This window comes from Streptomyces sp. P6-2-1, assembly GCF_050613165.1.
Taxonomy (GTDB): Bacteria; Actinomycetota; Actinomycetes; order Streptomycetales; family Streptomycetaceae; genus Streptomyces.
This window is the reverse complement of sequence record NZ_CP192513.1, coordinates 2015737-2039081: the sequence shown is the minus strand read 5'-3', so window position 1 is coordinate 2039081 and position 23345 is coordinate 2015737. Positions and strand designations below refer to the sequence as shown.

At 70.6% G+C, this 23345-nt stretch carries 20 protein-coding genes and 2 tRNA genes; 16 read left to right on the top strand and 6 right to left on the bottom strand.

The features are described 5' to 3' along the window. The first annotated feature begins 123 nt into the window (after positions 1-123). Positions 124-1233, top strand: a complete 1110-nt coding sequence (locus ACQYWQ_RS08920; protein WP_431033582.1) for a PP2C family protein-serine/threonine phosphatase — start codon at positions 124-126, stop codon at positions 1231-1233. A gap of 428 nt (positions 1234-1661) precedes the next feature. Here the strand turns inward: ACQYWQ_RS08920 and ACQYWQ_RS08915 are convergent, their stop codons facing one another. Together ACQYWQ_RS08915 and ACQYWQ_RS08910 are read right to left on the bottom strand one after the other, a co-directional pair. Beyond that, the gene (locus ACQYWQ_RS08915) at positions 1662-2873 is read right to left on the bottom strand and encodes a cation:proton antiporter (RefSeq protein ID WP_431033580.1); all 1212 of its coding nucleotides are present in this window, start codon (positions 2871-2873) and stop codon (positions 1662-1664) included. A 304-nt stretch (positions 2874-3177) separates the two neighbouring features. After that, a complete protein-coding gene (locus tag ACQYWQ_RS08910) occupies positions 3178-4332 on the bottom strand; it encodes an acyltransferase family protein (protein WP_431033578.1) in 1155 nt (384 codons plus the stop codon). Between the two features lie 596 nt (positions 4333-4928). On the opposite strand from ACQYWQ_RS08910, the gene ACQYWQ_RS08905 reads away from it, so the two are divergent. The 3 genes from ACQYWQ_RS08905 (at position 4929) to ACQYWQ_RS08895 (ending at position 5835) form a co-directional block, all read left to right on the top strand. Then, positions 4929-5123, top strand: coding sequence for a hypothetical protein (locus ACQYWQ_RS08905; protein ID WP_009065301.1), 195 nt, complete (start codon positions 4929-4931; stop codon positions 5121-5123). Positions 5124-5193: 70 nt separating this feature from the next. Further along, positions 5194-5637 carry a cytidine deaminase gene (locus ACQYWQ_RS08900; RefSeq protein ID WP_431033576.1) on the top strand — a complete coding sequence of 148 codons (444 nt, stop codon included), beginning with the start codon at positions 5194-5196 and terminating at the stop codon, positions 5635-5637. 9 nt (positions 5638-5646) lie between these two features. Then, on the top strand, positions 5647-5835 hold the full coding sequence (locus tag ACQYWQ_RS08895) for a hypothetical protein (RefSeq protein WP_431033574.1): 189 nt from the start codon (positions 5647-5649) through the stop codon (positions 5833-5835). A gap of 215 nt (positions 5836-6050) precedes the next feature. On the opposite strand, the gene ACQYWQ_RS08890 is transcribed toward ACQYWQ_RS08895, so the two are convergent. Beyond that, positions 6051-6124: transfer RNA gene (locus tag ACQYWQ_RS08890), tRNA-Gly, on the bottom strand. Positions 6125-6462: 338 nt separating this feature from the next. Here ACQYWQ_RS08890 and ACQYWQ_RS08885 point away from each other — a divergent pair. The 5 genes from ACQYWQ_RS08885 to clpX all read left to right on the top strand — a co-directional run bounded on the left by ACQYWQ_RS08885 (position 6463) and on the right by clpX (position 11479). Next, positions 6463-6539 (top strand) — tRNA-Pro (locus ACQYWQ_RS08885). A 221-nt stretch (positions 6540-6760) separates the two neighbouring features. Next, complete coding sequence (tig, locus tag ACQYWQ_RS08880) at positions 6761-8149, top strand: trigger factor (RefSeq protein ID WP_431033572.1); 1389 nt, start codon at positions 6761-6763, stop codon at positions 8147-8149. A gap of 476 nt (positions 8150-8625) precedes the next feature. After that, positions 8626-9231: an ATP-dependent Clp protease proteolytic subunit gene (locus ACQYWQ_RS08875; RefSeq protein WP_010271700.1), complete on the top strand. Its 606-nt coding sequence runs from the start codon at positions 8626-8628 to the stop codon at positions 9229-9231. A gap of 95 nt (positions 9232-9326) precedes the next feature. Then, on the top strand, positions 9327-9998 hold the full coding sequence (locus tag ACQYWQ_RS08870; protein WP_431033570.1) for an ATP-dependent Clp protease proteolytic subunit: 672 nt from the start codon (positions 9327-9329) through the stop codon (positions 9996-9998). A gap of 194 nt (positions 9999-10192) precedes the next feature. Next, positions 10193-11479: an ATP-dependent Clp protease ATP-binding subunit ClpX gene (gene clpX, locus ACQYWQ_RS08865; RefSeq protein WP_431033568.1), complete on the top strand. Its 1287-nt coding sequence runs from the start codon at positions 10193-10195 to the stop codon at positions 11477-11479. A 217-nt stretch (positions 11480-11696) separates the two neighbouring features. Here the strand turns inward: clpX and ACQYWQ_RS08860 are convergent, their stop codons facing one another. Then, on the bottom strand, positions 11697-12764 hold the full coding sequence (locus ACQYWQ_RS08860) for a hypothetical protein (RefSeq protein WP_431033566.1): 1068 nt from the start codon (positions 12762-12764) through the stop codon (positions 11697-11699). Positions 12765-12963: 199 nt separating this feature from the next. On the opposite strand from ACQYWQ_RS08860, the gene ACQYWQ_RS08855 reads away from it, so the two are divergent. Further along, complete coding sequence (locus tag ACQYWQ_RS08855; protein ID WP_431033564.1) at positions 12964-15585, top strand: valine--tRNA ligase; 2622 nt, start codon at positions 12964-12966, stop codon at positions 15583-15585. Between the two features lie 98 nt (positions 15586-15683). Here the strand turns inward: ACQYWQ_RS08855 and ACQYWQ_RS08850 are convergent, their stop codons facing one another. Both ACQYWQ_RS08850 and ACQYWQ_RS08845 read right to left on the bottom strand, forming a co-directional pair. Then, on the bottom strand, positions 15684-16229 hold the full coding sequence (locus ACQYWQ_RS08850; RefSeq protein WP_431033562.1) for a hypothetical protein: 546 nt from the start codon (positions 16227-16229) through the stop codon (positions 15684-15686). A 103-nt stretch (positions 16230-16332) separates the two neighbouring features. Beyond that, positions 16333-17352 carry a rod shape-determining protein gene (locus tag ACQYWQ_RS08845; RefSeq protein ID WP_431033560.1) on the bottom strand — a complete coding sequence of 340 codons (1020 nt, stop codon included), beginning with the start codon at positions 17350-17352 and terminating at the stop codon, positions 16333-16335. 99 nt (positions 17353-17451) lie between these two features. Between ACQYWQ_RS08845 and folC the strand changes: the two genes are divergently transcribed. The 6 genes from folC to mreD all read left to right on the top strand — a co-directional run bounded on the left by folC (position 17452) and on the right by mreD (position 23217). After that, the gene (gene folC, locus ACQYWQ_RS08840) at positions 17452-18972 is read left to right on the top strand and encodes a bifunctional tetrahydrofolate synthase/dihydrofolate synthase (RefSeq protein WP_431033558.1); all 1521 of its coding nucleotides are present in this window, start codon (positions 17452-17454) and stop codon (positions 18970-18972) included. 3 nt (positions 18973-18975) lie between these two features. Continuing rightward, positions 18976-19332, top strand: a complete 357-nt coding sequence (locus ACQYWQ_RS08835) for a DUF4233 domain-containing protein (protein WP_431033556.1) — start codon at positions 18976-18978, stop codon at positions 19330-19332. Between the two features lie 95 nt (positions 19333-19427). After that, positions 19428-19841 carry a nucleoside-diphosphate kinase gene (gene ndk, locus ACQYWQ_RS08830; RefSeq protein WP_431033554.1) on the top strand — a complete coding sequence of 138 codons (414 nt, stop codon included), beginning with the start codon at positions 19428-19430 and terminating at the stop codon, positions 19839-19841. A gap of 392 nt (positions 19842-20233) precedes the next feature. Beyond that, a complete protein-coding gene (locus tag ACQYWQ_RS08825) occupies positions 20234-21253 on the top strand; it encodes a rod shape-determining protein (RefSeq protein ID WP_029397024.1) in 1020 nt (339 codons plus the stop codon). Positions 21254-21533: 280 nt separating this feature from the next. Then, positions 21534-22514: a rod shape-determining protein MreC gene (gene mreC, locus ACQYWQ_RS08820; RefSeq protein WP_431033552.1), complete on the top strand. Its 981-nt coding sequence runs from the start codon at positions 21534-21536 to the stop codon at positions 22512-22514. A 7-nt stretch (positions 22515-22521) separates the two neighbouring features. Beyond that, entirely contained in the window at positions 22522-23217 is a 696-nt protein-coding gene (gene mreD / locus ACQYWQ_RS08815) for a rod shape-determining protein MreD (RefSeq protein ID WP_431033550.1), read from the top strand. The last annotated feature ends 128 nt before the right edge of the window (positions 23218-23345 follow it).

The following is a 23345-nucleotide window of genomic DNA, read 5'->3' as shown; positions in this document are numbered from 1 at the left end:
GTGCGGTGTGCGCTACCTGGACAAAGCGGACCCCTCGGTGCGCGAAGGTATCGCCGCTCGGTAGGGTCCCGAGCAATGACAGGCGAACGCGTTGCGGCGCAGACCCCCGCGGCACGGTGGCGAATGCGGTACCACCGGGCCCGCATCGCCGTGCGCCGGGCCGGGGTCGACTACTTCCGGGGCGACGGCTCGGACTGGATCGCCCTTGTCGGGCTGCTCCTGTGCGTGCCGCTCATCGGCTGGCTCACGGTGGTCGCCCCCGTCTGGTGCGATCCCGCGATGCTCGCGGTGCCCATCACGATCGGCGGCCTCGTCCTGCGCCCGGCGAGCCTGCTCGGTCTCTACGCCGGTTCGGCAGCGGCCCTCATCGTGGAATCGGTGGTCCTCGGCCCGTACACCGACGGCCCCGCGCGGGTCACCCCTGGCTCGATACTCGTCGTCGCGGGCTGCGGCTTCATCGGCCTGCTCGTCGCCCAGTTCCGCAGCCGGGTCGGCGTGCCGTGGCGGCGCGGCGGCACCATGCTCTTCGACCTGCGTGAACGCATCCGGGTCCAGAGCAAACTGCCGGGCCTGCCGCGTGGCTGGCACCGGGAGATGTCCCTGCGACCGGCGGGCGGCCAGTTCTTCTCGGGCGACTTCGTCGTCGCCTCGCGCACGAAGCAGGGCCGCATCCTCGAAGTCGTCCTCACCGACGTCTCTGGCAAAGGCATGGACGCCGCCTCACGCGCGCTGCTCCTGTCCGGCGCCTTCGGCGGCCTCCTCGGCTCGCTGCCCCCGGCGGACTTCCTGCCCGCGGCCAACGGTTACCTGCTGCGCCAGGACTGGGACGAGGGTTTCGCCACGTCGATCCACCTGGTCCTCGACCTGGAGACCGGCGAGTACGAGGTCTACTCGGCGGGTCACCCACCGGCCGTCCAGCTCCACGCCGGGACGGGCCGCTGGGAGCAGATGACGGCCGAGGGCCCCCTCCTGGGCGTCTACGGCGGCGCCGAATTCGACCCGGCCAAAGGCTGCCTGAACCCCGGCGACGTCCTCATGCTCTTCACCGACGGCCTCGTCGAGACCGCCGAACGCGAGATCTCCGAGGGCATCGACCGCCTCACCGGCGAGGCCGACCGCTATGTACCCGGCGGCTTCCTGGGCGCGTCCTGGCACCTCATCGAGGCGGTGGCCAAGGACGTGAACGACGACCGGGCACTGGTCCTGATCTGCCGGGACCAGGTGGCGGGGTAGGGGGAGGGGCGGGGCGGGGGTGGGGAGGGCCGGGGGAGGGGAACCTCATTCACGCAGTGCACGCGGGCAGCCCCCACCCTCCCTAGGGGGGCGCCCCTGCAACAAGTCTTCCGCACCCCGCCCCACCCACCGCACCAATTCCGCGAATCTGTGGATAACTTCGCGGAAGTCACGAAACCGCTCACTCTTCCGAGTGAGCGGTGTTCTCGCGATTTCGCAGCCGTCGCCGATGTGTGCCACTCTCGTGCTCACCGACGGGCAGGCCACTGGCCAAGCCCGGACGGCAGGTCCGTACGGAAATCGTCTCTCACCGTACGAGGGCTCTACTGCCTCACGGGTAAGCCTCAACCCCGGAAGGCAGCAACCTTACTCACCACCCGTACGTGCGCGGAGCAGCCCCGAGGCCGGCCGCCCCCCGCGCCGCGTACTCACCCCGCGTCGCCCGCCTTGACCAGAGAGACGGGCTCGGCCGGCGACACGGGTTCGGACTCCTCGGAGTCCCTGTCGGTCGCCGGCAGCAGCCGCGCGAGCCAGTGCGCGCGGCCTGCTGCCAGCGGGCCGAGGACGGCGAGCAGCAGTACGTAACCGGCGATGAACGGCGAGAGCCGCTCGTCCAGGCCGGCGCCCGCCGCCATCGTGGCGAGGATCAGCGCGAACTCGCCGCGGGCGAGGAGCGTGGTCGCGATGTTCGCGGCCGGGCCCCTGCCGAAGCGGTACATCCGGCCTGCGAGCAGTCCCGCGAGGACGTTCATGGTGAAGGTGAGCAGGACCGCGAGCAGGACCGGCCACAGCACGCTCGGCAGGTCGCCCGGATTGATGGAGAGGCCGAAGGCGAAGAAGAAAATGGCTCCGAAGGCATCCCGCAGCGGGTGCACGAGGGTGCGGATACGGGCTCCTGACGCCGTGCTGCCGAGCATCAGGCCGACCATGAACGCCCCGATCGCGTCCGCCACCCCGAACCACTCCGAAACCCCGGCGACGAACACCGCCATGCCGAGAAAGGAGATGACGAGGAGCTCATCGTCCCGCGTGTGCATGAGCCGGCCCACGAGCTTCGTGCCGAAGCGTGCCGCCAGGGCGAGCAGCAGCAGGAAGCCGAACGCCTTCGCCCCGTCGAGCACCGCAGCGGCGAGCGAGTCGGCGCCGGACAGGATCGGCTGGAGCGCGGCGAGGTAGAGCGCCAGAAAGATGTCCTCGACAACGATGATGCCGAGGATCGGGCGCGTCTCGGGATTGCCGAGACGCCCTGTGTCCACGAGCACCTTCGTCACGATCGCCGAGGACGAGATACCGAGCACCCCGGCGAGGACCAGAGCCTCGGAGGTGCCCCAACCGAGGGCGAATCCGAAGCCGAGGCCGGCGCCGACGTTCAGGGCGAGATACGTGGCCCCGGCGAGCGCCATGCGCCGCCCGCCCGCCTTGAGGTCGTCGAGATGGAATTCGAGCCCCAGGTAGAAGAGCAGCAGTACCAGACCGAGGGCGCTCAGCATCTCCAGGTCGTGCGGGTCCGAGACCAGCACGACCCCCGGGGTGTGCGGGCCGAGCAGAATCCCGGCCAGGATGAACAGGGGGATGGTGGGGAGTCCGATGCGCCCGCCCGCGCGGGCGAGCACGGCGGCGGCGAGAAAAGCACCGCCCATCGCTATGAGGGTCTCCGCGTGTCCGATGAGCCCAACCTCCGCATCAAGTCAAGTAATGGTCAAGTGAAAGTCAAAAGTTACCTTACCAAAGGGTTGAAAGGGGAAGAGTTGTCTGATTGAAGTGTGTTTGCTGTGACGGGAGTTGCGGCATCCCGAGCGTTTGTGTGAGGTCGACGGGGCGGTCGGGGACTCCGCGTACCGACCCCGCCTCCCGGTCTCGCGCCCAGGTCCGTGCTCAAGCCCGTGCCCACGCCCGCGTCAGGCCCGCGCCCACGCCCGCGTCAGGCCCGCGTCAGGCCCGCGCTCAGGTCCTGGGTGTGCCGCCGAAGGCCCAGCCGAGGCGCGGCTCCAGCGCCCAGCGGAAGGCGCGACGTACGGGGGGCGTGCACAGCAGGGTCACCGCGAGTCCGGCTCCCGCGCTGAAGAGGAGGGTGCCGGGGGCGGAGTGCGCGAAGGCGCCGCCGTACCAGCCGCCCCAGTCCGCCGCCTTGATGAGGAAGCCGTGCAGCAGGTAGCCGCCGAGCGTGCCCGCGCCCAGTCGCGTGAACCAGGTCGTGCGGCGCGGTACGAGGGCGAGGAACGCGGCCGTCAGGACGAGCGAGGCGGCGAGCAGGGTGAAGGTCATGAGCGGGCCGCTCCACCAGGGCGCCCCCAGGTCCTGTGCGCTCTCGCGGTGGTAGAGCCACGCGTACGGCATGCGCGGGGCGAGCCACCAGGCGACGCCGAAGCCCGTGAGCAGTACGGGCGCAGCGACGATCTTCGGCCACTTGTGGGCGAGGAGTGTGAAGTGGTGCGGGTGCAGCAGCAGGCCGAGCACGAAGTACGGGAGGAACTGGAGCACGCGCTGAAGATCCAGGTCAGCGCCGATGTCCGGGGAGACGGAGCCGAGGGTGGCGAGGGCGAGGGCGAGCGGGAGCGGCCATCGGACGAGGCGCCACAGTGGGGTCGTAAGGCGCCATACGAAGAGTGCGACGAGAAACCAGTTGAGCCACCACGGGTCGAGAACGCTCCACGTCGGCACGGGATCAGGTCCCGCGAGACGGGCGAAGAGCGTGTACGCGTACTGGAAGATCACGTAGGGCACGGCGACCCCGGTGATCAGTTTCCGTACCTGCGGGGCTCCGAGCGTGAAAGTCCGTGAGAAGTAGCCGGAGATGATGATGAACGCCGGCATGTGGAAGGCGTAGACGGTGAGGTAGAGCGCGCGCAGGGGGCGGCTCGACGCGAGGAGGGGTTCCCAGGAATGGGCGAGCGCGACGAGGACGATGGCGAGGTATTTCGCGTTGTCGAAGAACGGGTCGCGGACTTTTCCGCGCCCCGCGCCGACGGGCTCCGCGGTGGGGCGCGCTTCCTTCGCCGGGCCGGGGCCCGCAGGGGACTCGGGGGGTAGCGGGTGGCGCGCCGCCGGGTCTGCCGGTACCGCGCTGAGCTGCCCGGATTCCGCGGGGTCGTGGTGCATGGGTACCTCGGTGCCGCCCGGGCCCGGCCGATCTTGTGATCGATGCGAGATGGCGACTGATCGACTTCGTTCGTTTCTCGGCTCATCTGTTGTTGATGTCTTCGTCTACCCGACTTTCCGCCCGCCCGGGGTGAACGCCACGCGACTCCCGTCACACCCCCACGGACCAGCGGTATTCCGCACGCTTTCCCCGCGACTTCTCCCGCGCGTGCGCGGGCGCGGCGTTCTCTCGGCGCGGGCCCTGCCCAGGGTGGGGCGGGGCCCGCGGCGGCCGGAAAAACCCCGCCGTTCCGGCGGGCCGCGTTCCGCTTTTTCCCGGGCTTTACCGCCCATTCCTCACCGGCGCGCGACCGGCGTACGGGGCGCCCTGCGCGCTGCCCGTAATCCCGCGCGCCCCCCTTCTGCCCCACGCACCTCAGAAGGCGTTCGGCGCCCCAGCTATGGCCGGAACGCCTGGGCCGGTGGACCCCCGTTGGCCGACGTTGCGTCACCCGCCGCATAGGACTGCCCTGTTGGTGGCACGATGGTTCTGGCGGGGGCGTGCGGCCAGTGCACCTCCCGGGCCGGGAGCAGACCGACCGAGGGTGTGATCAGTTATGGCCATTTCGCTGTCAGTGGTGGTGCTGTTGGCGGTCATCCTGGTGGTGCTGCTCCGCGGCGGCTCCATCAAGGCCGGTCCCGCCATCGTCGCGGTGCTCTTCGGCTTCTTCCTCGCCTCCAGCGGCATGGCGCCCTCGATCCAGCGCTTCCTCGACTCGATAGCGCAGACGATCAACCAGATCAGCTTCTGAGGCGGCCGCTGGAGAGGGCCGCGGAAAATCCGTGGCCCGGGCGCGCGATACCGCTCTAGCGTCGGCGGTCATGCACCTTGATCAAGAACTCGTGGACGCCGCCGTCGCGTTGATGGAACGGCGGTGGCCGGCGCGGGAGCCCGGTGGGGCCGCGGCCGTGCGGCTCGCGGACGGCGGGGTCCTAACGAGTGTCGGGCTCGACAATCTGCACGGCTCGGTCGCCCTGTGCCAGGAGACGGGCGCCTTCATCCAGGCGTACACGCTGGACCGGGCCGTCGTCGCCTCCGTGTGCGTGTGCCGTGACGAGGAGCGCGGGCGCGTGCTGATCCTCCCGCCCTGCGGGATCTGCCAGGAGCGGCTGGCGCTGTGGGGGCCGGGCGTCGAGGTGGCGGTCCCGCGCGCGGACGATCCGACCGGGTGGGAGCCGAGGACGCTGGCCGAGGTGAACCCGTACTACTGGGGTCGCCAGTTCGCAGACGGCGAGTGGCCCGGTACCGGCCTGCACACGAGCTGAGGGCGAAGGGTGAGCCGGCGTCGCTACGTCGCACGCGGGGTCCCGAGGGGTTACCGGATCTGGGACAACCGCAGGAAGAAGTGGTGGGGCGAGCACTACGAGGTGTGCCCGGACGAACTGCTCGCCGAGCTGAACGGGTCCGGGGACCAAGCGCGCCTTGCCGCCCTCCTGAAGCGGTACCGCGCCACGAAACGGTGAACCCGCCTCCCGCGCCCTTCACCGCTCCGTGCTCCCTCCCCGCCCCGCGCCCCTCACCGTCCCCGCCCCACCGCTCCGTGCTCCCTCCCCGTCCCGCGCACGCCCGCGGCTGCCTGCCCCCCGGAGCGCGGCCGCCCGCCTCCTACGCCCGTACCCCGCACACACCACAGGGCCGCCCCGGAAGCGAACTCCCGGACCGGCCCTGCGGTCCCACCTGGAGCGGGCGACGGGAATCGAACCCGCGTAGCCAGTTTGGAAGACTGGGGCTCTACCATTGAGCTACGCCCGCATCACGTGCGGTGACGACTTCCGCCGCACGGCACGGGCAGCATCGTAGCGGTTCACCGGGGGCGGGCGCACACCCCTTCCCCTCCGCGCGTCCACGACTCCGCGCACACCCCTCCCCTCCGCGCGTCCGCGCCCCCTTCCCCTCACCGGGTCCGCGACCCCGCGCACCCGCCCTCGCACGTTCCGCCTCCCGCGCGTCCGCCGCCGTGCTCGCTCACCGTCCGGGGAACCCGCGCGCTTCCTGTGCCGCCCCCGCCCCGCACGTCACCCCATGTCCCGTCCCGCGCGCCGCTCGTGAGCCACGCGGGCGCGAGCCATGTACCCTACGATCCGCACCAGCGGGGTGTGGCGCAGCTTGGTAGCGCGTCCGCTTTGGGAGCGGAAGGCCGTCGGTTCGAATCCGGCCACCCCGACCAGTATCAAGATCGCATTGCAGGTCTCCTCACGCGCACGGTTACTATGCAAACTGCGTGCCCGTGTGTCCGCGTTTCCGGTGAACGTGCCCAGAGCCTCGAAGGCCCTGGAGCGTCGTGCCCATCGAAGAACGTGCCGGATGCCCCCGGGCCCTCATCGTCCGGTCCGCACGAACGGTGTGGCCGCGCGACACCCAGAAGTCAGCCACCAAGGAGACCTAACCGTGAAGAGCGCCGTGGAGACCCTGAACCCGACCCGGGTTCGGCTCACTGTCGAGGTGCCCTTCGAGGAGCTCAAGTCCAGCCTCGACGCGGCGTACAAGAAGATCAACCAGCAGGTCACGGTGAAGGGCTTCCGCAAGGGCAAGATCCCGGCCCGCGTCATCGACCAGCGCTTCGGCCGTGGCGCCGTGCTGGAGGAGGCCGTCAACGACGCGCTCCCGAAGTTCTACACCGAGGCCGTCAACGAGGGTGAGCTGAACGTCCTCGGCCAGCCCGAGGTGGACATCAAGGAGCTGAAGGACGGCGAGCTGCTCTCCTTCACCGCCGAGGTGGACATCCGCCCCGAGCTGGAGATCCCGGACTACACCGGCATCGAGGTCGAGGTCGACCCGATCGAGGTCAGCGAAGAGGACGTCGACAAGGCCGTCGAGGAGCTGCGCGAGCGCTTCGCGTCGACCTCCGCCGTCGAGCGTGCCGCCGAGGACGGCGACGTCGTCACGATCGACCTTGAGGCCAAGGTCGAGGGCGAGGTCCTGGAGGACGGCATCGCCAACGAGGTCTCGTACACGATCGGTTCGGGCGAGCTGCTCGACGGCATCGACGAGGCCGTCAAGGGCCTTCAGGCCGGCGGCGAGGCCACCTTCACCTCCGAGCTGAAGGGAGGCTCCGCGGCGGGCAAGCAGGCCGAGGTCGCCGTCAAGGTCGCCAAGGTCGAGGCCCGCGAGCTTCCCGAGCTGAACGACGACTTCGCCCAGATGGCGAGCGAGTTCGACACCCTTGAGGAGCTGCGCGCCGACAGCCGCAAGCGCCTGGAGAACATGAAGCAGTACGACCAGGCCACGCAGGCCCAGGAGCGCGTGCTCGACAAGCTCCTGGAGCTGGTCGAGGTCCCGATCCCCGAGAAGCTGCTCGCGGACGAGATCGAGACCCGCACCCACAACCTGGAGCACCACCAGCTCCCGCAGATGGGTCTGGACATCGACAAGTACCTGGAGATCCAGGGCAAGACCGCCGAGGAGTTCAAGACCGAGACCGAGGAGCAGGCGGTCAAGGGCATCAAGACGCAGTTCGTCCTCGACGAGCTGGTCTCCCGCGAGAAGCTGAACGTCTCGCAGGAGGAGCTGACCGAGCACCTGCTGCGCCGCGCCGCCTCCTCCGGCATGAGCCCCGACCAGTTCGCCCAGGCGGTCGTCGAGGGCGGCCAGGTCCCGATGCTCGTGGGCGAGGTCGCCCGCGGCAAGGCCCTCGCGACGGTCGTCGAGGCCGCCACGGTCAAGGACACCAACGGTCAGCTCGTCGACCTCAGCGACGACGAGGAGGAGGAGGAGACGGCCACCGAGGTCGTCGAGTCCGCCGAGGACACCTCCGAGCCCGAGGCCGAGTCCAAGTAAGCACCCGTACGCACGTGAGGGGCCCCAGGATCGCACCGATCCCGGGGCCCCTCACGCGTCCACCCGAAAGCGCGCCTCGGCCCGGGCAGTGCCTCGGCCCGGGCAGTGCCTCGGCCCGGGCAGTGCCTCGGCCCGGGCAGTGCCTCGGCCCGGGCAACGCCTCGGCCCGGGCAACGCCTCGGAGCGGGGTAGGCCCCGGCCCGGACGAATCAGCCCGTCCGGCGCTTGAGGACGAGGCGGGCCGCCAGGCCGGGCCGATCTCCGCCCCGCCGCCGGAACCTGCGCTCACAGCGAACAGTTCCGAATGCGGGATGGCCTGCGCCGACCCGCGCGTTAGGGTCCTTGAATACGAGGGCAGGGGAGTCCCCGAAGCCCCGTCGAGCACGGCGGGCGGCCGGGGTCCCAGGCTCCAGCAGAAGACGTAAGACGGCCCGGTGCCGTCGTCAAGACGAGCAGGTGGATACGTGACGAATCTGATGCCCTCCGCCGCCGGCGAAGCCTTCAGTGGTGGTGGTCTCGGCGACCAGGTCTACAGCCGACTGCTCGGCGAGCGGATCATCTTCCTCGGCCAGCAGGTGGACGACGACATCGCCAACAAGATCACCGCACAGATGCTCCTCCTGGCGGCCGACCCGTCGAAGGACATCTACCTCTACATCAACAGCCCCGGCGGCTCGGTGACCGCGGGCATGGCGATCTACGACACCATGCAGTACATCCCCAACGACGTGATCACGATCGGGATGGGCATGGCCGCCTCGATGGGCCAGTTCCTCCTCACCGGCGGTACGCCCGGCAAGCGATTCGCCCTGCCGAACACCGACATCCTCATGCACCAGGGCTCCGCCGGTATCGGCGGTACGGCCTCGGACATCAAGATCCAGGCCGAGTACCTGCTGCGGACGAAGAACCGGATGGCCGAGATCACCGCCCGGCACTCCGGCCAGACGATCGAGAAGATCATCAGGGACGGCGACCGCGACCGCTGGTTCACCGCCGAGGAGGCCAAGGACTACGGCCTCATCGACGAGATCATCACGGTGGCCTCCGGCGTCCCGGGCGGCGGCGGCACCGGGGCCTGATCCCGGTCCCGCCGGTTCCGGGGCCCCCGGTCCCACCGGGAGCCGCCCCGGTCCGTGCCTCTCCTGACGAGACCTCCCGCCCGAAACGCCACAGGATGGTGAACACCGACATGAACAACTTCCCCGGCAGCGGCCTCTACACGGGCCCCCAGGTCGACAACCGCTACATCGTCCCGCGCTTCGTCGAGCGCACCTCGCAGGGCGTGCGCGAGTACGACCCGTACGCGAAGCTCTTCGAGGAGCGCGTGATCTTCCTCGGCGTGCAGATCGACGACGCCTCGGCCAACGACGTCATGGCGCAGCTCCTGTGCCTGGAGTCGATGGACCCCGACCGGGACATCTCCATCTACATCAACAGCCCCGGCGGCTCGATGACCGCGCTCACCGCGATCTACGACACGATGCAGTTCGTGAAGCCGGACATCCAGACCGTGTGCATGGGCCAGGCCGCGTCGGCCGCCGCCGTGCTCCTCGCCGCCGGTGCCCCCGGCAAGCGGATGGCACTGCCCAACGCCCGTGTCCTGATCCACCAGCCCTCCAGCCAGACCGGCCGTGAGCAGCTCTCCGACCTGGAGATCGCGGCCAAGGAGATCATGCGTATGCGTACGCAGCTGGAGGACATGCTCGCCAAGCACTCGACGACGCCGATCGAGAAGATCCGCGACGACATCGAGCGCGACAAGATCCTCACGGCCGAGGACGCCCTCGCCTACGGGCTTGTCGACCAGATCACCACCCCGCGTAAGGTGGTGGGTTCCGCCGCCTGAGCGTGGTGGGTTCCGCCGCCTGCGCGGTGGTTTCAGCGGGATTCCCGAGTACCGGGCCCCCTCCCGGTTCGGTCACAGTCCGTGTGATCCGTGCCGAGGGGGGCCCGGACCGGGCTCCCGGCAAGGTACCGTCGAGTTGAGGGACCAGGAGTCTGCGCGTCGCGCGCGTCTCCCAGGCGAAGGGGAAGCACCTCGTGGCACGCATCGGTGACGGCGGCGACCTGCTCAAGTGCTCGTTCTGCGGGAAGAGCCAGAAGCAGGTAAAGAAGCTCATCGCAGGTCCCGGTGTGTACATCTGCGACGAGTGCATCGACCTCTGCAACGAGATCATCGAGGAGGAACTCGCCGAGACGAGCGAGGTGCGCTGGGAGGAACTGCCCAAGCCCCGCGAGATCTACGAGTTCCTTGAGGGGTACGTCGTCGGCCAGGAGCCGGCGAAGAAGGCCCTCTCGGTCGCGGTCTACAACCACTACAAGCGCGTCCAGGCCGGTGAGAACGGCGGGCCCACGGGCCGGGACGACGCGATCGAACTGGCCAAGTCCAACATCCTGTTGCTCGGCCCCACCGGCTCCGGCAAGACCCACCTCGCCCAGACGCTCGCCCGGATGCTCAACGTCCCGTTCGCCATCGCGGACGCGACCGCGCTCACCGAGGCCGGGTACGTCGGCGAGGACGTCGAGAACATCCTCCTCAAGCTCATCCAGGCGGCCGACTACGACGTCAAGAAGGCCGAGACCGGGATCATCTACATCGACGAGATCGACAAGGTCGCCCGCAAGAGCGAGAACCCGTCGATCACCCGCGATGTGAGCGGCGAGGGCGTGCAGCAGGCCCTCCTGAAGATCCTGGAGGGCACCACGGCCTCCGTGCCCCCGCAGGGCGGACGCAAGCACCCGCACCAGGAGTTCATCCAGATCGACACGACGAACGTCCTGTTCATCGTGGGCGGTGCCTTCTCCGGTCTGGAGCGCATCATCGAGGCCCGCGCGGGTGCCAAGGGCATCGGCTTCGGCGCCACGATCCGCTCCAAGCGCGAGATCGAGTCGAGCGACCACCTGCGCGAGGTCATGCCCGAGGACCTCGTGAAGTTCGGGATGATCCCCGAGTTCATCGGCCGCCTGCCCGTCGTCACCTCGGTGCACAGCCTCGACCGCGAAGCGCTCCTGCGCATCCTCGTCGAGCCGCGCCACGCGCTCGTCAAGCAGTACCAGCGCCTCTTCGAACTCGACGGCGTGGAGCTGGAGTTCGAGCACGAAGCGCTGGAGGCCATCGCCGACCAGGCGATCCTGCGGCAGACCGGGGCGCGCGGCCTGCGCGCCATCATGGAGGAGGTCCTCCAGCCGGTCATGTACGAGGTGCCCTCGCGTCAGGACGTCGGCCGCGTCGTCATCACCGCCGACGTCGTCCGCTCCAACGTCAACCCGACCCTCATCCCGCGCGAGGCGCGCGGCCGGGGCACGGGCGAGCAGAAGTCGGCCTGAGGCCGAGGCCGGGCCACACATCTCCACAGCCCGGTCCACAACGCCTTCACGCCTTCACGGCCCGGGCCACAACGCCTTCACGGCCTCACGGCCCGGGCCACACGCCTTCACGGACGCCCGCGTTCACTGACCGCGCGGCGACACGGTACGGCACGGCACACGTACGGGGAGGGGGCGGCGTCCGCGCGACGCCGCCCCCTCCCCGTACCGCCTCCCGCTACTTCTCGACGCGTACCTCCGCGCGGAGCTTCGCCGTCAGCTCGGCGGCCTTCGGCAGGCTCGGCGCCTCCTCCAGCATCACGTCGCCGAGGTTGCTCGGCATCGCGACGGCCATCGTCGAGTGATCGGCCCAGGCGCACACGGCGATCTTCATCTTCTCGGGGACGCCGTTCTGCCCGCCGCCCTCCATCTCGCCCGTCGCCTGCTGGCACTTGAAGATCGCGCCGTCACCGCCCGCCGGCTTGTACACCTTGGGCGTGCCGATGAACTGGGGCCCGCTCTTGTCGTCCTTCTTCGAGCGCTCGGTGAGCACCTTGAAGAGCGCGTCGACCGCCTTCTCCGGGTTCTTCAGCTTCCCGTAGCCGCCCGCGTAGCTGAGCAGGTCGATGTCCTTGAGGTCGGCCATCGTCTGCGCCGTGGACGGGTCGGCGCTCTGGTAGTCGGCGCTCAGGACCGCCTCCACCTCCGCGTCGACGCCGTACTTCTTCATCTCGGCGACGTCCTTCTGCGAGAAGTCGTCCTTGCCGGCGCCGTCCTTGCTCTTCTGGTACTTGTCGAGCACCGTCTGCGGGGCGGTGAGCTTGTGCGGCCCGTCGTCGGGGAGCCCCGCATCGCCGTCCGATGTGCCGAAGACGAAGTACGCGCCCACGGCGAGCGCCACGACGACCACGGCCCCGCCGATGATCAGCCCGTTCCGCTTGCCGTTGCCCCCGCCCGCGGGACCGCCGCCGTTGGGCCCGCCGGCCTGCGGGGGACCGGGAAAGCCGTAGCCCTGCTGCGGGACCTGCTGACCGTAGGGACCCGGCTGCTGGCCGTAGGGCCCCGGCTGCTGCTGGCCGTACGGGCCCGGCTGCTGCTGTCCGTACGGCCCCTGCGGGGCGCCACCGCCCTGCGCGTACGGGTTCGGCGTCTCCTGGCCGCCGCCCTGCTGCGGCGCCCCGTAAGGCCCGGGCTGCGGCGCCCCGTACGGGCCCTGCTGCGGATTGCCGTACGGATTCGGGCCGTTGCCCCCCGGGGGCTGCTGCGGTTGTGAGCCCCCGTAGGGGCCCGGCTGCTGCTCGCTCATGCTGGGCTTCCCTCTCGCTGTGCACTGCGGACGTCGGATGTCGGGCTGTCGCGTACGTGACAGCCCTTGCCGCAGCCATCCTGTCCGAAAGCCACGCGTCTGTGGCGGGCGGGGACCGCACTGTTACCAAGCCGGAGCGTGCGGAGGCGCACGGGAAACCGGGTACGGGGCAGTTGCTCCGCCGCTCTAAACTGGAGGTGTGACCGAGAACTCTCAAGCGACTCCAGCGCCCGCCTCCGACCTGCCGACCCAGTACACGCCGGCCGACGTAGAGGGGCCGCTGTACGAGCGCTGGGTAGAACGCGGCTACTTCGAGGCCGACGCGAAGAGCGAGAAGCCCCCGTACACCATCGTCATCCCGCCGCCCAACGTCACAGGCTCCCTCCACCTGGGGCACGCCTTCGAGCACACGCTCATCGACGCCCTCACCCGCCGCAAGCGCATGCAGGGCTACGAGACGCTGTGGCAGCCCGGCATGGACCACGCCGGTATCGCCACCCAGAACAAGGTCGAGCAGCAGCTCGCCGGTGAGGGCAAGTCCCGCCAGGACCTGGGCCGCGAAGCCTTCGTCCAGCGCGTGTGGCAGTGGAAGGAGGAGTTCGGCGGGAAGATCCTCGGCCAGATGCGCCGCCTCGGCGACGGCGTCGACTGGTCCCGCGAGCGCTTCACGATGGACGAGGGCCTCTCGCAGGCCGTCCAGACCATCTTCAAGAAGCTCTACGACGACGAGCTGATCTACCGCGCCGAGCGCATCATCAACTGGTGCCCGCGCTGCCTCACCGCGATCTCCGACATCGAGGTCGAGTACCAGGACGACGACGGCGAGCTGGTCTCGATGCGGTACGGGGACGGGGACGAGTCCATCGTCGTCGCCACGACCCGCGCCGAGACGATGCTCGGCGACACGGCCGTCGCCGTCCACCCCGACGACGAGCGGTACAAGCACCTCGTCGGCAAGCTCATCAAGCTGCCGCTGACCGACCGCTCCATCCCCGTCGTCGCCGACGCGCACGTCGACCCCGAGTTCGGCACGGGTGCCGTCAAGGTCACCCCCGCGCACGACCCGAACGACTTCGAGATCGGCCGCCGCCACGAGCTGCCGACCCTCACCGTCATGAACGAGCGCGCGATCATCACCGTCCCCGGCCCCTTCGAGGGCCTGGACCGCTTCGAGGCCCGCTCCGCGATCGTCGCCGCGCTGCGCGAGGAAGGCCGGATCGTCGCCGAGAAGCGCCCGTACGTCCACTCCGTCGGGCACTGCTCGCGCTGCGCCACCGCCGTCGAGCCGCGCCTGTCGATGCAGTGGTGGGTCAAGGTCGGCCCGCTCGCCGAGGCCGCGAGCGGCGCGGTCCGCGACGGGCGCGTCACGATCCACCCGCAGGAGATGGAGAAGCGGTACTTCGACTGGGTCGACAACCTCCACGACTGGTGCATCTCGCGACAGCTGTGGTGGGGGCACCGCATCCCCGTCTGGTACGGGCCCGAGGGCGAGACCGTCTGCGTCGGCCCCGGCGAGGAGCCGCCGAGCGGCGAGGGCTGGCACCAGGAGACCGACGTCCTCGACACCTGGTTCTCCTCGGCCCTGTGGCCCTTCTCGACCCTCGGCTGGCCCGAACAGACCGAGAGCGTCGCGAAGTTCTACCCGAACTCCACCCTCGTCACCGGCTACGACATCCTCTTCTTCTGGGTCGTCCGGATGATGATGTTCGGCCTCTACGCGATGGACGGCACACCGCCGTTCTCCGAGATCGTCCTGCACGGCATGGTCCGTGACCAGAACGGCAAGAAGATGTCCAAGTCCTTCGGCAACGCGGTCGACCCGCTCGACTGGATGGACAAGTACGGCTCCGACGCGCTCCGCTTCACGCTCGCGCGCGGCGCCAACCCCGGCGTCGACGTGCCGATCGGCGAGGAGTGGGTCCAGGGCTCCCGCAACTTCACCAACAAGCTGTGGAACGCGACCCGCTTCGCGCTCATGAACGGCGCCACCGTCGAGGGCGCACTCCCGCCCGCCGAACGGCTCTCCGCGACCGACCGGTGGATTCTCTCCCGGCTCGGCGAGGTCACCGCGCAGGCCGACGCGCTCTACGACGACTACCAGTTCGCCAAGCTCTCCGACCTCCTCTTCCACTTCGCGTGGGACGAGGTCTTCGACTGGTACGTGGAGCTGTCGAAGTCCGTCTTCCAGGCGGGCGGGCAGCCGGCCGATGACGCGCGGCGCGTGCTCGGCGAGGTCCTCGACGTCACGCTGCGCCTCCTCCACCCGGTCGTCCCCTTCGTCACCGAGACGCTGTGGACGACGCTCACCGGGCGCGAGTCGCTCGTGATCGCCGACTGGCCCAAGGACTCCGGATTCCGCGACGCCGCGGCCGAGACGGAGATCGCCACGCTCCAGCGGGTCATCACCGAGGTCCGCCGCTTCCGCGGCGACCAGGGCCTCCAGCCGGGCCAGCGGGTCCCCGCGCGGCTCCAGCTGGACGGTACGGCGCTCGCCGCGCACGAGCCGGCGATCCGCCAGCTCCTCCGCCTCCAGCCCGAGGGCGAGACCTTCACCGCCACGGCGACGCTGCCCATCGAGGGCGCGCAGGTCGCGCTCGACCTCTCGGGGACGATCGACGTCGCCGCGGAGCGGAAGCGGCTGACGAAGGACCTCGCCGCCGCCGAGAAGGAGAAGGCGCAGGCCGAGGGGAAGCTCGGGAACGAAGCCTTCCTCGGGAAGGCACCGGAGCCGGTCGTGGAGAAGATCCGCGGGCGGCTGCGCAAGGCCGAGGAGGACATCGTGCGGCTGACGGGGCAGCTGGAGAAGCTGCCGCAGGGCTGAGGCCCGCCCGGCCGGATGTGCGGAGGCCCGGCACCCGCGTGCGGTACGCGGGTGCCGGGCCTGTGTGTACGGGGCGGGGCGGCCGGTTCGTGGCGGTGTCAGTCGTGCGTGGCGCGGCCCTCCAGACCCAGCCTCCGCAGCTCCGCGCCCGCCAGCGCCTCCAGCGTGGCCGGGTCGGCGTCGCGCCAGCCCTCGGCCAGGCGGCCGGGCGTCGCGCCCGTCAGCGTGGCCGTGCGGCCCACGTCGTCCAGGGGACGCATCAGGGCGCGCAGAGCGAGGAGTTCACGGCCGTCCTCGCTCGCGGCGAGGGCGTGGGCCGCGCTCGCGCGGCGGTGCCAGCGCATCCGGCGCGGCACCCACCAGCCGATGGCGGGCACACTCGCGAGGAGGAAGACCACGAGGCCGGCCCCCGAGACGAGGAGCGGCCACCGGGCCGGATCGACGAGGGACAGCACGTCCTGCGCCGGTTTCGGCAGCAGGCGCCACCACGAGGCGGGGCCTGCCGCAGCGAGCCGCGCGGCGATGCCGTCGGCGAGTTGATGGAGGACCGCGGCCCCGAAGGCCCATGTGGTGACCCACGCGAGGAGTGCCAGGTCACCGGCGAGCTGACGGGCCGCCCGGCCCGGATTCTGCGCATACCACATAGGCGCATTGCACTATTTATCGGCTCGTTACACCGGTGACCGCGCCGAAGGCGAGCGGAGCCGTACCCCGTGTGGCGGACCGCAGGGGCGCACGGTCCCCGGCTCACCCCTCCTGGAGCACGTCCCGCAAGGTGTCGAAGTGGTCCACGCACTCCCCGCAGCCCCGCGCCACGCACTCCAGGGGCTCCTCGGCGACGAAGACCGGGATGCCGGTCGCCGAGGACATCCGCAGATCGAGGCCGGGAAGCAGCGCGCCACCGCCCGTCAGCACGATCCCGTGCTCCATGAGATCGCCCGCCAGTTCCGGCGGGCACTCCTCCAGCGTCTCGCGCAGCGCCCGGATCATCGCCGCCACCGGCTCGTCGAGCGCCCGGCGGATCTCGGGGGCCGTCAGCTCGACCCGGCGCGGCAGCCCCGCGATCTTCTCGCGGCCCCGCACCTCGTACGTCCGCTCCTCCAGCCCGGGATCCTCCGGCACGGGCCAGGCGGAGCCGATCGCGATCTTGACGTCCTCGGCGGTGCGCTCGCCGATGAGCAGGCCGTGCTTCTTGCGGACGTAGTCGGTCACCGCGGTGTCCAGGACGTGCCCGCCGATCCGCAGCGAACGCGCCGTGACGAGGCCGCCGAGCGAGAGGACGGCGACCTCCGTCGTACCGCCGCCGATGTCGACGACCATCGAGCCGCGCGGGTCGCCGACCGGCAGGCCCGCGCCGATCGCCGCCGCCATCGGCTCCTCGATCACGTACACGCTCCGCGCCCCCGCCGAGTGCGCGGCCCGCACGAGCGCCCTGCGCTCGACGGGCGTGACGCCGCTCGGGACGCACACGACGAGCCTGATCCGTGTCGAACGGCGCGGCGCCGCCTTGCGGATGAAGTGCCTGATCATCTCCTCGGTCGCGTCGAAGTCGCTGATGACGCCCGACTCCAGGGGCCGTACCGCGGTGATCGTGCCGGGGGAGCGGCCCAGCGTCTCCTTCGCCTCGGTGCCCACGGCGACGGTCGTGCCCTTGCGGCCCTGGCGCACCGCGACGACCGAGGGTTCGTTCAGCACGATGCCCTTGCCCCGCACGTACAGAAGGGTGTTCGCGGTGCCGAGATCAATGCCTATGTCCATGATCGCCAAGTGTGCCTGATTATCCGGCAATACGGGCGTGCGGGGTCCCCGCGGTCTCCTGGCGAGGCTGCCGCCCGGGTCGCCGGTGGTGCTCCGTAGACTGGCGGCGTGAGTGAGCAGCCCCCGCACGACGACCGTACCGACGGCGACGACGAGCACTTCGACCGGATCATCGACGCCGAGACCGACAGGGACCCGGACCTCGCGGTGATCGAGGCCGGCAGCCGTACCCTGCGCGCCCAGGCAGGGCCGCCGCAGGCCGATGTGCCCGCGCGGCCCGCGGACCCGGAGGTGGACAGGGCGCTGCGCGAGGTGGAGACGGAGCTGTCCACGCGCTGGGGCGAGACCAAGCTCGAACCCTCGGTGAGCCGGATCGCCGCGCTCATGGACGTGCTCGGCGAACCGCAGCGCTCGTACCCGTCCATCCACATCACCGGGACCAACGGCAAGACGTCGACGGCCCGCATGATCGAAGCCCTGCTCACCGCCTTCGACCTGCGCACCGGGCGGTACACCTCGCCGCACGTGCAGTCGATCACGGAGCGCATCTCGCTCGACGGCGCCCCGATCAGCGCCGAGCGCTTCATCGAGACGTACCGCGACCTCAAGCCGTACATCGAGATGGTCGACGCGCGCCAGGAGTACCGGCTCTCCTTCTTCGAGGTGCTGACCGGCATGGCCTACGCGGCCTTCGCCGACGCGCCCGCGGACGTCGCCGTCGTCGAGGTCGGCATGGGCGGCAGCTGGGACGCGACGAACGTCATCGACGCGGACGTCGCCGTCATCACCCCCATCTCCCTCGACCACACCGACCGCCTCGGCAACACGCCCGGCGAGATCGCCGTGGAGAAGTCGGGGATCATCAAGCAGGACGCGACCGTCGTGCTCGCCCAGCAGCCCGTGGACGCGGCGCAGGTCGTCCTCAAGAAGGCCGTCGAGCAGAACGCGACGGTCGCCCGCGAGGGCATGGAGTTCGGGGTCGCCTCGCGCCAGGTCGCCGTCGGCGGCCAGCTCCTGACACTGCGCGGGCTCGGCGGCGCGTACGAGGAGATCTTCCTCCCGCTGCACGGCGCCCACCAGGCGCACAACGCGGCCGTCGCGCTCGCCGCCGTCGAGGCCTTCTTCGGTGTCGGCTCGCAGCGGCCCGAGCCGCTCTCGGCCGAGGTCGTGCGCGCCGCCTTCGCGACCGTCTCCTCGCCGGGCCGCCTGGAGACCGTACGGAAGTCGCCGACCGTCGTCGTCGACGCCGCGCACAACCCCGCGGGCGCGCGGGTCACCGCCGAGGCGATCGGCGAGGCCTTCGACTTCTCGCGACTCATCGGTGTCATCGGGGTGAGCGAGGGCAAGGACGCGCGCGGGCTCCTCGAAGCGTTCGAGCCGCTCATGGCCGAGGTCGTGATCACGCAGAACACGAGCCACCGCGCGATGGACGCGGACGCGCTCGCCGCGCTCGCCGTCGAGGTCTTCGGCGAGGACCGCGTCCAGGTCGAGCCGCGGCTGCCCGAGGCCCTGGAGGCGGCGGTGACGCTCGCCGAGGAGGAGGGCGAGTTCGCCGGGGGCGGCGTGCTCGTGACCGGTTCCGTCATCACGGTCGGCGAGGCCCGGCTGCTTCTGGGAAGGAAGGGCTGAGTCGTGCGGACCCTGTGCGCTTCGACGCTCATCGGCGAGTTCTTCATCATCGGCTTCGCCGGGCTCGTCGCGATGAAGATGGACGACCTCGGGCAGGGCACGGTGTGGGGGGTGTGCGGGGTCGCGATGCTCCTGTGCGTGCTGCTGTGCGGGGTCGTCACACGTCCCGCGGGGATCGCGCTCGGGTGGGTGCTTCAGGTGGCCCTCTTCGTGTCCGGGCTCGTGGTGCCCGTCATGTTCATTCTGGGCGCGGCCTTCGGGGGGCTGTGGTGGGCTTCCGTTCATTACGGACGGAAGATCGACGAGGCGAAGGCGCGGTTCGCGGAACTGGACCGTAAGGCGGCCACTCCGGCCGGGTGAGCCGAATTTTTATCGGCTGGGCCTGCGTGTCGGCTTTCGGTCGTGCCCGTATACCCTTCGGGGACCACCGTCCTACCCGCAAGGAGAATCCCCGCATGTCCCAGCGCACGCTCGTTCTGCTCAAGCCCGACGCCGTTCGTCGCGGGCTGGTGGGGGAGGTCATCGGCCGGATCGAGCGCAAGGCGGGCTGGAGCATCACCGCGCTCGAACTGCGTGAGCTGGACCGCGAAACGCTGGAGACCCACTACGCGGAGCACGTGGGCAAGCCCTTCTACGAGCCGCTCGTCACGTTCATGCTCTCCGGGCCCGTCGTCGCGCTCGTCGTCGAGGGCGAGCGGGTCATCGAGGGCGTCCGTACGCTCGCCGGGCCGACCGACCCGATCGCCGCCGCGCCCGGCTCGATCCGCGGGGACTTCGGCACCATCGTGCGCGAGAACCTCATCCACGCCTCCGACTCCGAGGACTCCGCCGAACGCGAGCTGAAGATCTTCTTCCCCGGCCGCTTCTGACCCGGCCGCGCATCCGCTTCGGTACCCCCTTCGGCGTCCGGCTTCCGCTTCCGGGTATCGAAAGTCCAAAATATGCCGCGCCCGTTGTCGGGGCATTCCCGCGACCGCGTCGTGAAGGCGATCGGAAATTCCGGTCGCCTTCTGGCATATGCGCCCACGATTGGGGGAACCCGTGCCCCATATGGCACGTCTCCACAGGCGAGGCGTGTGCCCATCGGCGCAGAATCCCGTTCGGAGCGCGTACCCTCGCGCCGAGCCCTGTCGGGCGCGACTACGATGGAAGCCGCTCCTCAGCACAGCATCCACCGCGAGCAAAAGCACCCACCGCGCCGTTCCTGAAAAGCCGTCAACGCTCCACTTGGGAAGGCCAGACGATCCTCATGGGGAACTCAATGTCGTTCATCGGCCGTGATATGGCTGTCGACCTCGGGACCGCCAACACGCTGGTGTACGTGAGGGGCCGAGGGATCGTTCTCAACGAGCCGTCCGTCGTCGCGATCAACACCAATACGGGCGGAATCCTCGCCGTCGGTGCGGAAGCGAAGAAGATGATCGGCCGCACCCCGGGGAACATCGTCGCGGTCCGGCCGCTCAAGGACGGTGTGATCGCCGACTTCGAGATCACCGAGCGGATGCTCCGCTACTTCATCGTCAAGATCCACAAGCGCCGCTACCTCGCCCGCCCCCGCATCGTCGTCTGCGTGCCCTCCGGTATCACCGGGGTCGAGCGCCGCGCGGTGATCGAGGCGGCGACCCAGGCCGGGGCGCGGCAGGTGCACATCATCGAGGAGCCGATGGCCGCGGCGATCGGAGCCGGGCTCCCGGTGCACGAGGCGACGGGGAACATGGTCGTCGACATCGGCGGCGGCACCACCGAGGTCGCCGTCATCTCGCTCGGCGGGATCGTCACCGCGCAGTCCATCCGCGTCGCCGGCGACGAGCTGGACAACGCGATCATTCAGCACATCAAGAAGGAGTACAGCCTCCTCCTCGGCGAGCGCACCGCCGAGCAGATCAAGATCACCATCGGTTCGGCGTACGACCTGGAGAACGACGAGCACACCGAGATCCGCGGCCGCGACCTCGTCTCCGGGCTCCCGAAGACCGTCGTGATCTCGGCGGGCGAGGTGCGCAAGGCCATCGAGGAGCCGGTCAACGCGATCGTCGACGCGGTCAAGACGACGCTCGACAAGTGCCCGCCCGAGCTGTCGGGTGACGTCATGGACCGCGGCATCGTTCTCACCGGGGGCGGCGCCCTGCTGCGCGGCCTCGACGAGCGGCTGCGCCGCGAGACCGGGATGCCGATCCACATCGCCGAGGACCCGCTCGACTCCGTGGCGCTCGGCTCCGGCAAGTGCGTCGAGGAGTTCGAGGCGCTCCAGCAGGTGCTGGACGCGCAGCCGCGCCGCTAGCCAGCCACCCCCGCGGGACGCCGTGTCCCGCGGGCCCGCCCCGCCGAAGGCCCGTAGCGGCCCGGCGCGGGGCTCCGCCGGAACGGCCCGTACCGCTTCCGGCGCAGGACCCCCGCCGGGGACCAGCGCCCCGGCCGAGCACGACACGCCGGGACCAGCGCCCCGGCCAGTACGACCGGCACGATCGGCGGGCCTCCGGGTGCGGTCCGCCGTACGGCGGACCCGCGTGCGGGAGCCGTCGAGACACGGAATTCCGACGAGGAAGGCACGGCCGCCGCACGTGAGGGACACACGAGAGAGCCGGCTGCTCCTGGTGCTGCTGATCGTCATCGCGTTCGCACTGATCACGATCGACATCCGCGGTGGCGAGGACTCTCCGGTGGACGGCGCCCGGCAGGCCGCCTCCGCCGTCTTCGGACCGGTCGAGAAAGGCGTCTCCGGCGCCGTCGACCCGGTCGGCAACGCGATCGGCGCGGTCCGCGACTCGGGCACGCGCCACAACCGCATCAGTGCCCTGGAACGCGAGAACGCCGAGCTGAAGCAGCGCCTCGGCAGCGACTCGCGCAACCGGAGCAGAGTCCGTCAGCTCGACACCATGCTCCAGCGGGCGGGCGCCGGGCAGTACGGCATCAAGGCGGCCGAGGTCATCGGTATAGGAGCGGCCCAGGGCTTCTCCTGGACCGTGACCATCGACGCGGGCACGCGCGACGGCATCAAGCGCGACATGACCGTGCTCAACGGCGAGGGCCTCGTCGGGCGCGTCACCACGGTCGGCCCGTCGAGCGCGACCGTGCTGCTCGCCAACGACCCCGACTTCACCGTCGGTACGCGCCTGGAGAGCAGCGACGAACTCGGCTTCGCCTCCGGGCGCGGGGACCGGCCGCTCGCGGTGCAGATGCTCAACGGCAAGGCCAAGGTGAAGAAGGGCGACCGGCTCGTCACCTTCGGCTCGCAGGCCGACAAGCCCTTCGTGCCCGGTGTCCCCGTCGGCCGCGTCGTCCGCGTCGACCCCTCCGGCGGCGACCTCACCCGCACCGTGTACGTCGAGCCCTTCGTCGGCTTCACGAAGCTCGACCTCGTCGGCATCGTCGTCCAGGCCCCGCGCAAGGACCCGCGCGACGCGGTCCTGCCCGCGAAGCCCAAGCCCCAGCCCACCCCCACCGTCACCGTCACGGCCACACCCCCCGGCACCACCCCGTCGGGCGCTCCCTCCGGCGCGCCCACGGGCGCCGCGGGGGCCGGCGACGGCGACCAGGAGTAGCGGTCACATGCGCCTCAACCGGATTCTGCTCTCCACCGCCCTGGTGGTCGTCGCCCTCATGATCCAGGTCAGCGTGCTGGCCCGGCTCCAGCTCCCTGGCGCCGTGCCCGACCTGCTGCTCCTCACCGTGCTCGGCCTCGCCCTCGTCTACGGGCACCTCGCGGGCGCCTTCATCGGCTTCGGCGCCGGCCTGCTCGCCGACCTCGCGCCACCCGCCGACCACGCGGCGGGCAGGTACGCGCTCGTGCTGTGCCTCGTCGGCTACGTCGCCGGGCTCTTCCGGCCCGAGCACGGCCGGATGCGGTCCGTCTTCGTGCCGCTCACCGTCGTCATCGGCGCGGCCGTCGGCTCGACGCTCCTCTACGCGGGCGTCGGCGCCCTCGTCGGGGACACCGCGGCCCGCCACGTGGGCCTCGCGGGGCTCCTGACGACAGCGACGATCTACGACCTCGTCCTCGCTCCCTTCGTCGTGCCCTTCGTCATGTGGCTCGCCCGCCGCTCCGAGAACGACCCGCTCGGCGAGAGCGCGGGCGGGGGCGGCAAGGCGCGCGGCGCGGACGTCGCGGCGGGCTGGCTCGCCTCGGGCACGGGGCTGAGCATCGGTGGCGGCGGTCGCGGCGGCCTGCGCGGGCGGATGGGCAAGGCCCGGATGGCCCGCGCGACCCGCAACAGCGGCCGCATCAAGGGGGTGAAGCGGCTGTGAGCACCCCGCGCGGAGCGGCCGCCCCGGCCCGCACGCCTCGTCAGGCCCGTACGCACCAGCAGCCCCGCACGCCTCGTCAGACCAGTACGCACCAGCAGTCCGGTACGCCTCGTCAGGCCCGTACGTCC

Excerpts from the sequence above, each read along its gene's own strand:
- ACQYWQ_RS08920 (WP_431033582.1), top strand. The coding sequence starts at position 124 with ATGCGGTACCACCGGGCCCGCATCGCCGTGCGCCGGGCCGGGGTCGAC.
- ACQYWQ_RS08915 (WP_431033580.1), bottom strand. The coding sequence starts at position 2,873 with ATGGGCGGTGCTTTTCTCGCCGCCGCCGTGCTCGCCCGCGCGGGCGGG.
- ACQYWQ_RS08910 (WP_431033578.1), bottom strand. The coding sequence starts at position 4,332 with ATGCACCACGACCCCGCGGAATCCGGGCAGCTCAGCGCGGTACCGGCA.
- ACQYWQ_RS08905 (WP_009065301.1), top strand. The coding sequence starts at position 4,929 with ATGGCCATTTCGCTGTCAGTGGTGGTGCTGTTGGCGGTCATCCTGGTG.
- ACQYWQ_RS08900 (WP_431033576.1), top strand. The coding sequence starts at position 5,194 with ATGCACCTTGATCAAGAACTCGTGGACGCCGCCGTCGCGTTGATGGAA.
- ACQYWQ_RS08875 (WP_010271700.1), top strand. The coding sequence starts at position 8,626 with ATGCCCTCCGCCGCCGGCGAAGCCTTCAGTGGTGGTGGTCTCGGCGAC.
- ACQYWQ_RS08870 (WP_431033570.1), top strand. The coding sequence starts at position 9,327 with ATGGTGAACACCGACATGAACAACTTCCCCGGCAGCGGCCTCTACACG.
- ACQYWQ_RS08860 (WP_431033566.1), bottom strand. The coding sequence starts at position 12,764 with ATGAGCGAGCAGCAGCCGGGCCCCTACGGGGGCTCACAACCGCAGCAG.
- ACQYWQ_RS08850 (WP_431033562.1), bottom strand. The coding sequence starts at position 16,229 with ATGTGGTATGCGCAGAATCCGGGCCGGGCGGCCCGTCAGCTCGCCGGT.
- ndk (WP_431033554.1), top strand. The coding sequence starts at position 19,428 with ATGTCCCAGCGCACGCTCGTTCTGCTCAAGCCCGACGCCGTTCGTCGC.
- ACQYWQ_RS08825 (WP_029397024.1), top strand. The coding sequence starts at position 20,234 with ATGTCGTTCATCGGCCGTGATATGGCTGTCGACCTCGGGACCGCCAAC.
- mreD (WP_431033550.1), top strand. The coding sequence starts at position 22,522 with ATGCGCCTCAACCGGATTCTGCTCTCCACCGCCCTGGTGGTCGTCGCC.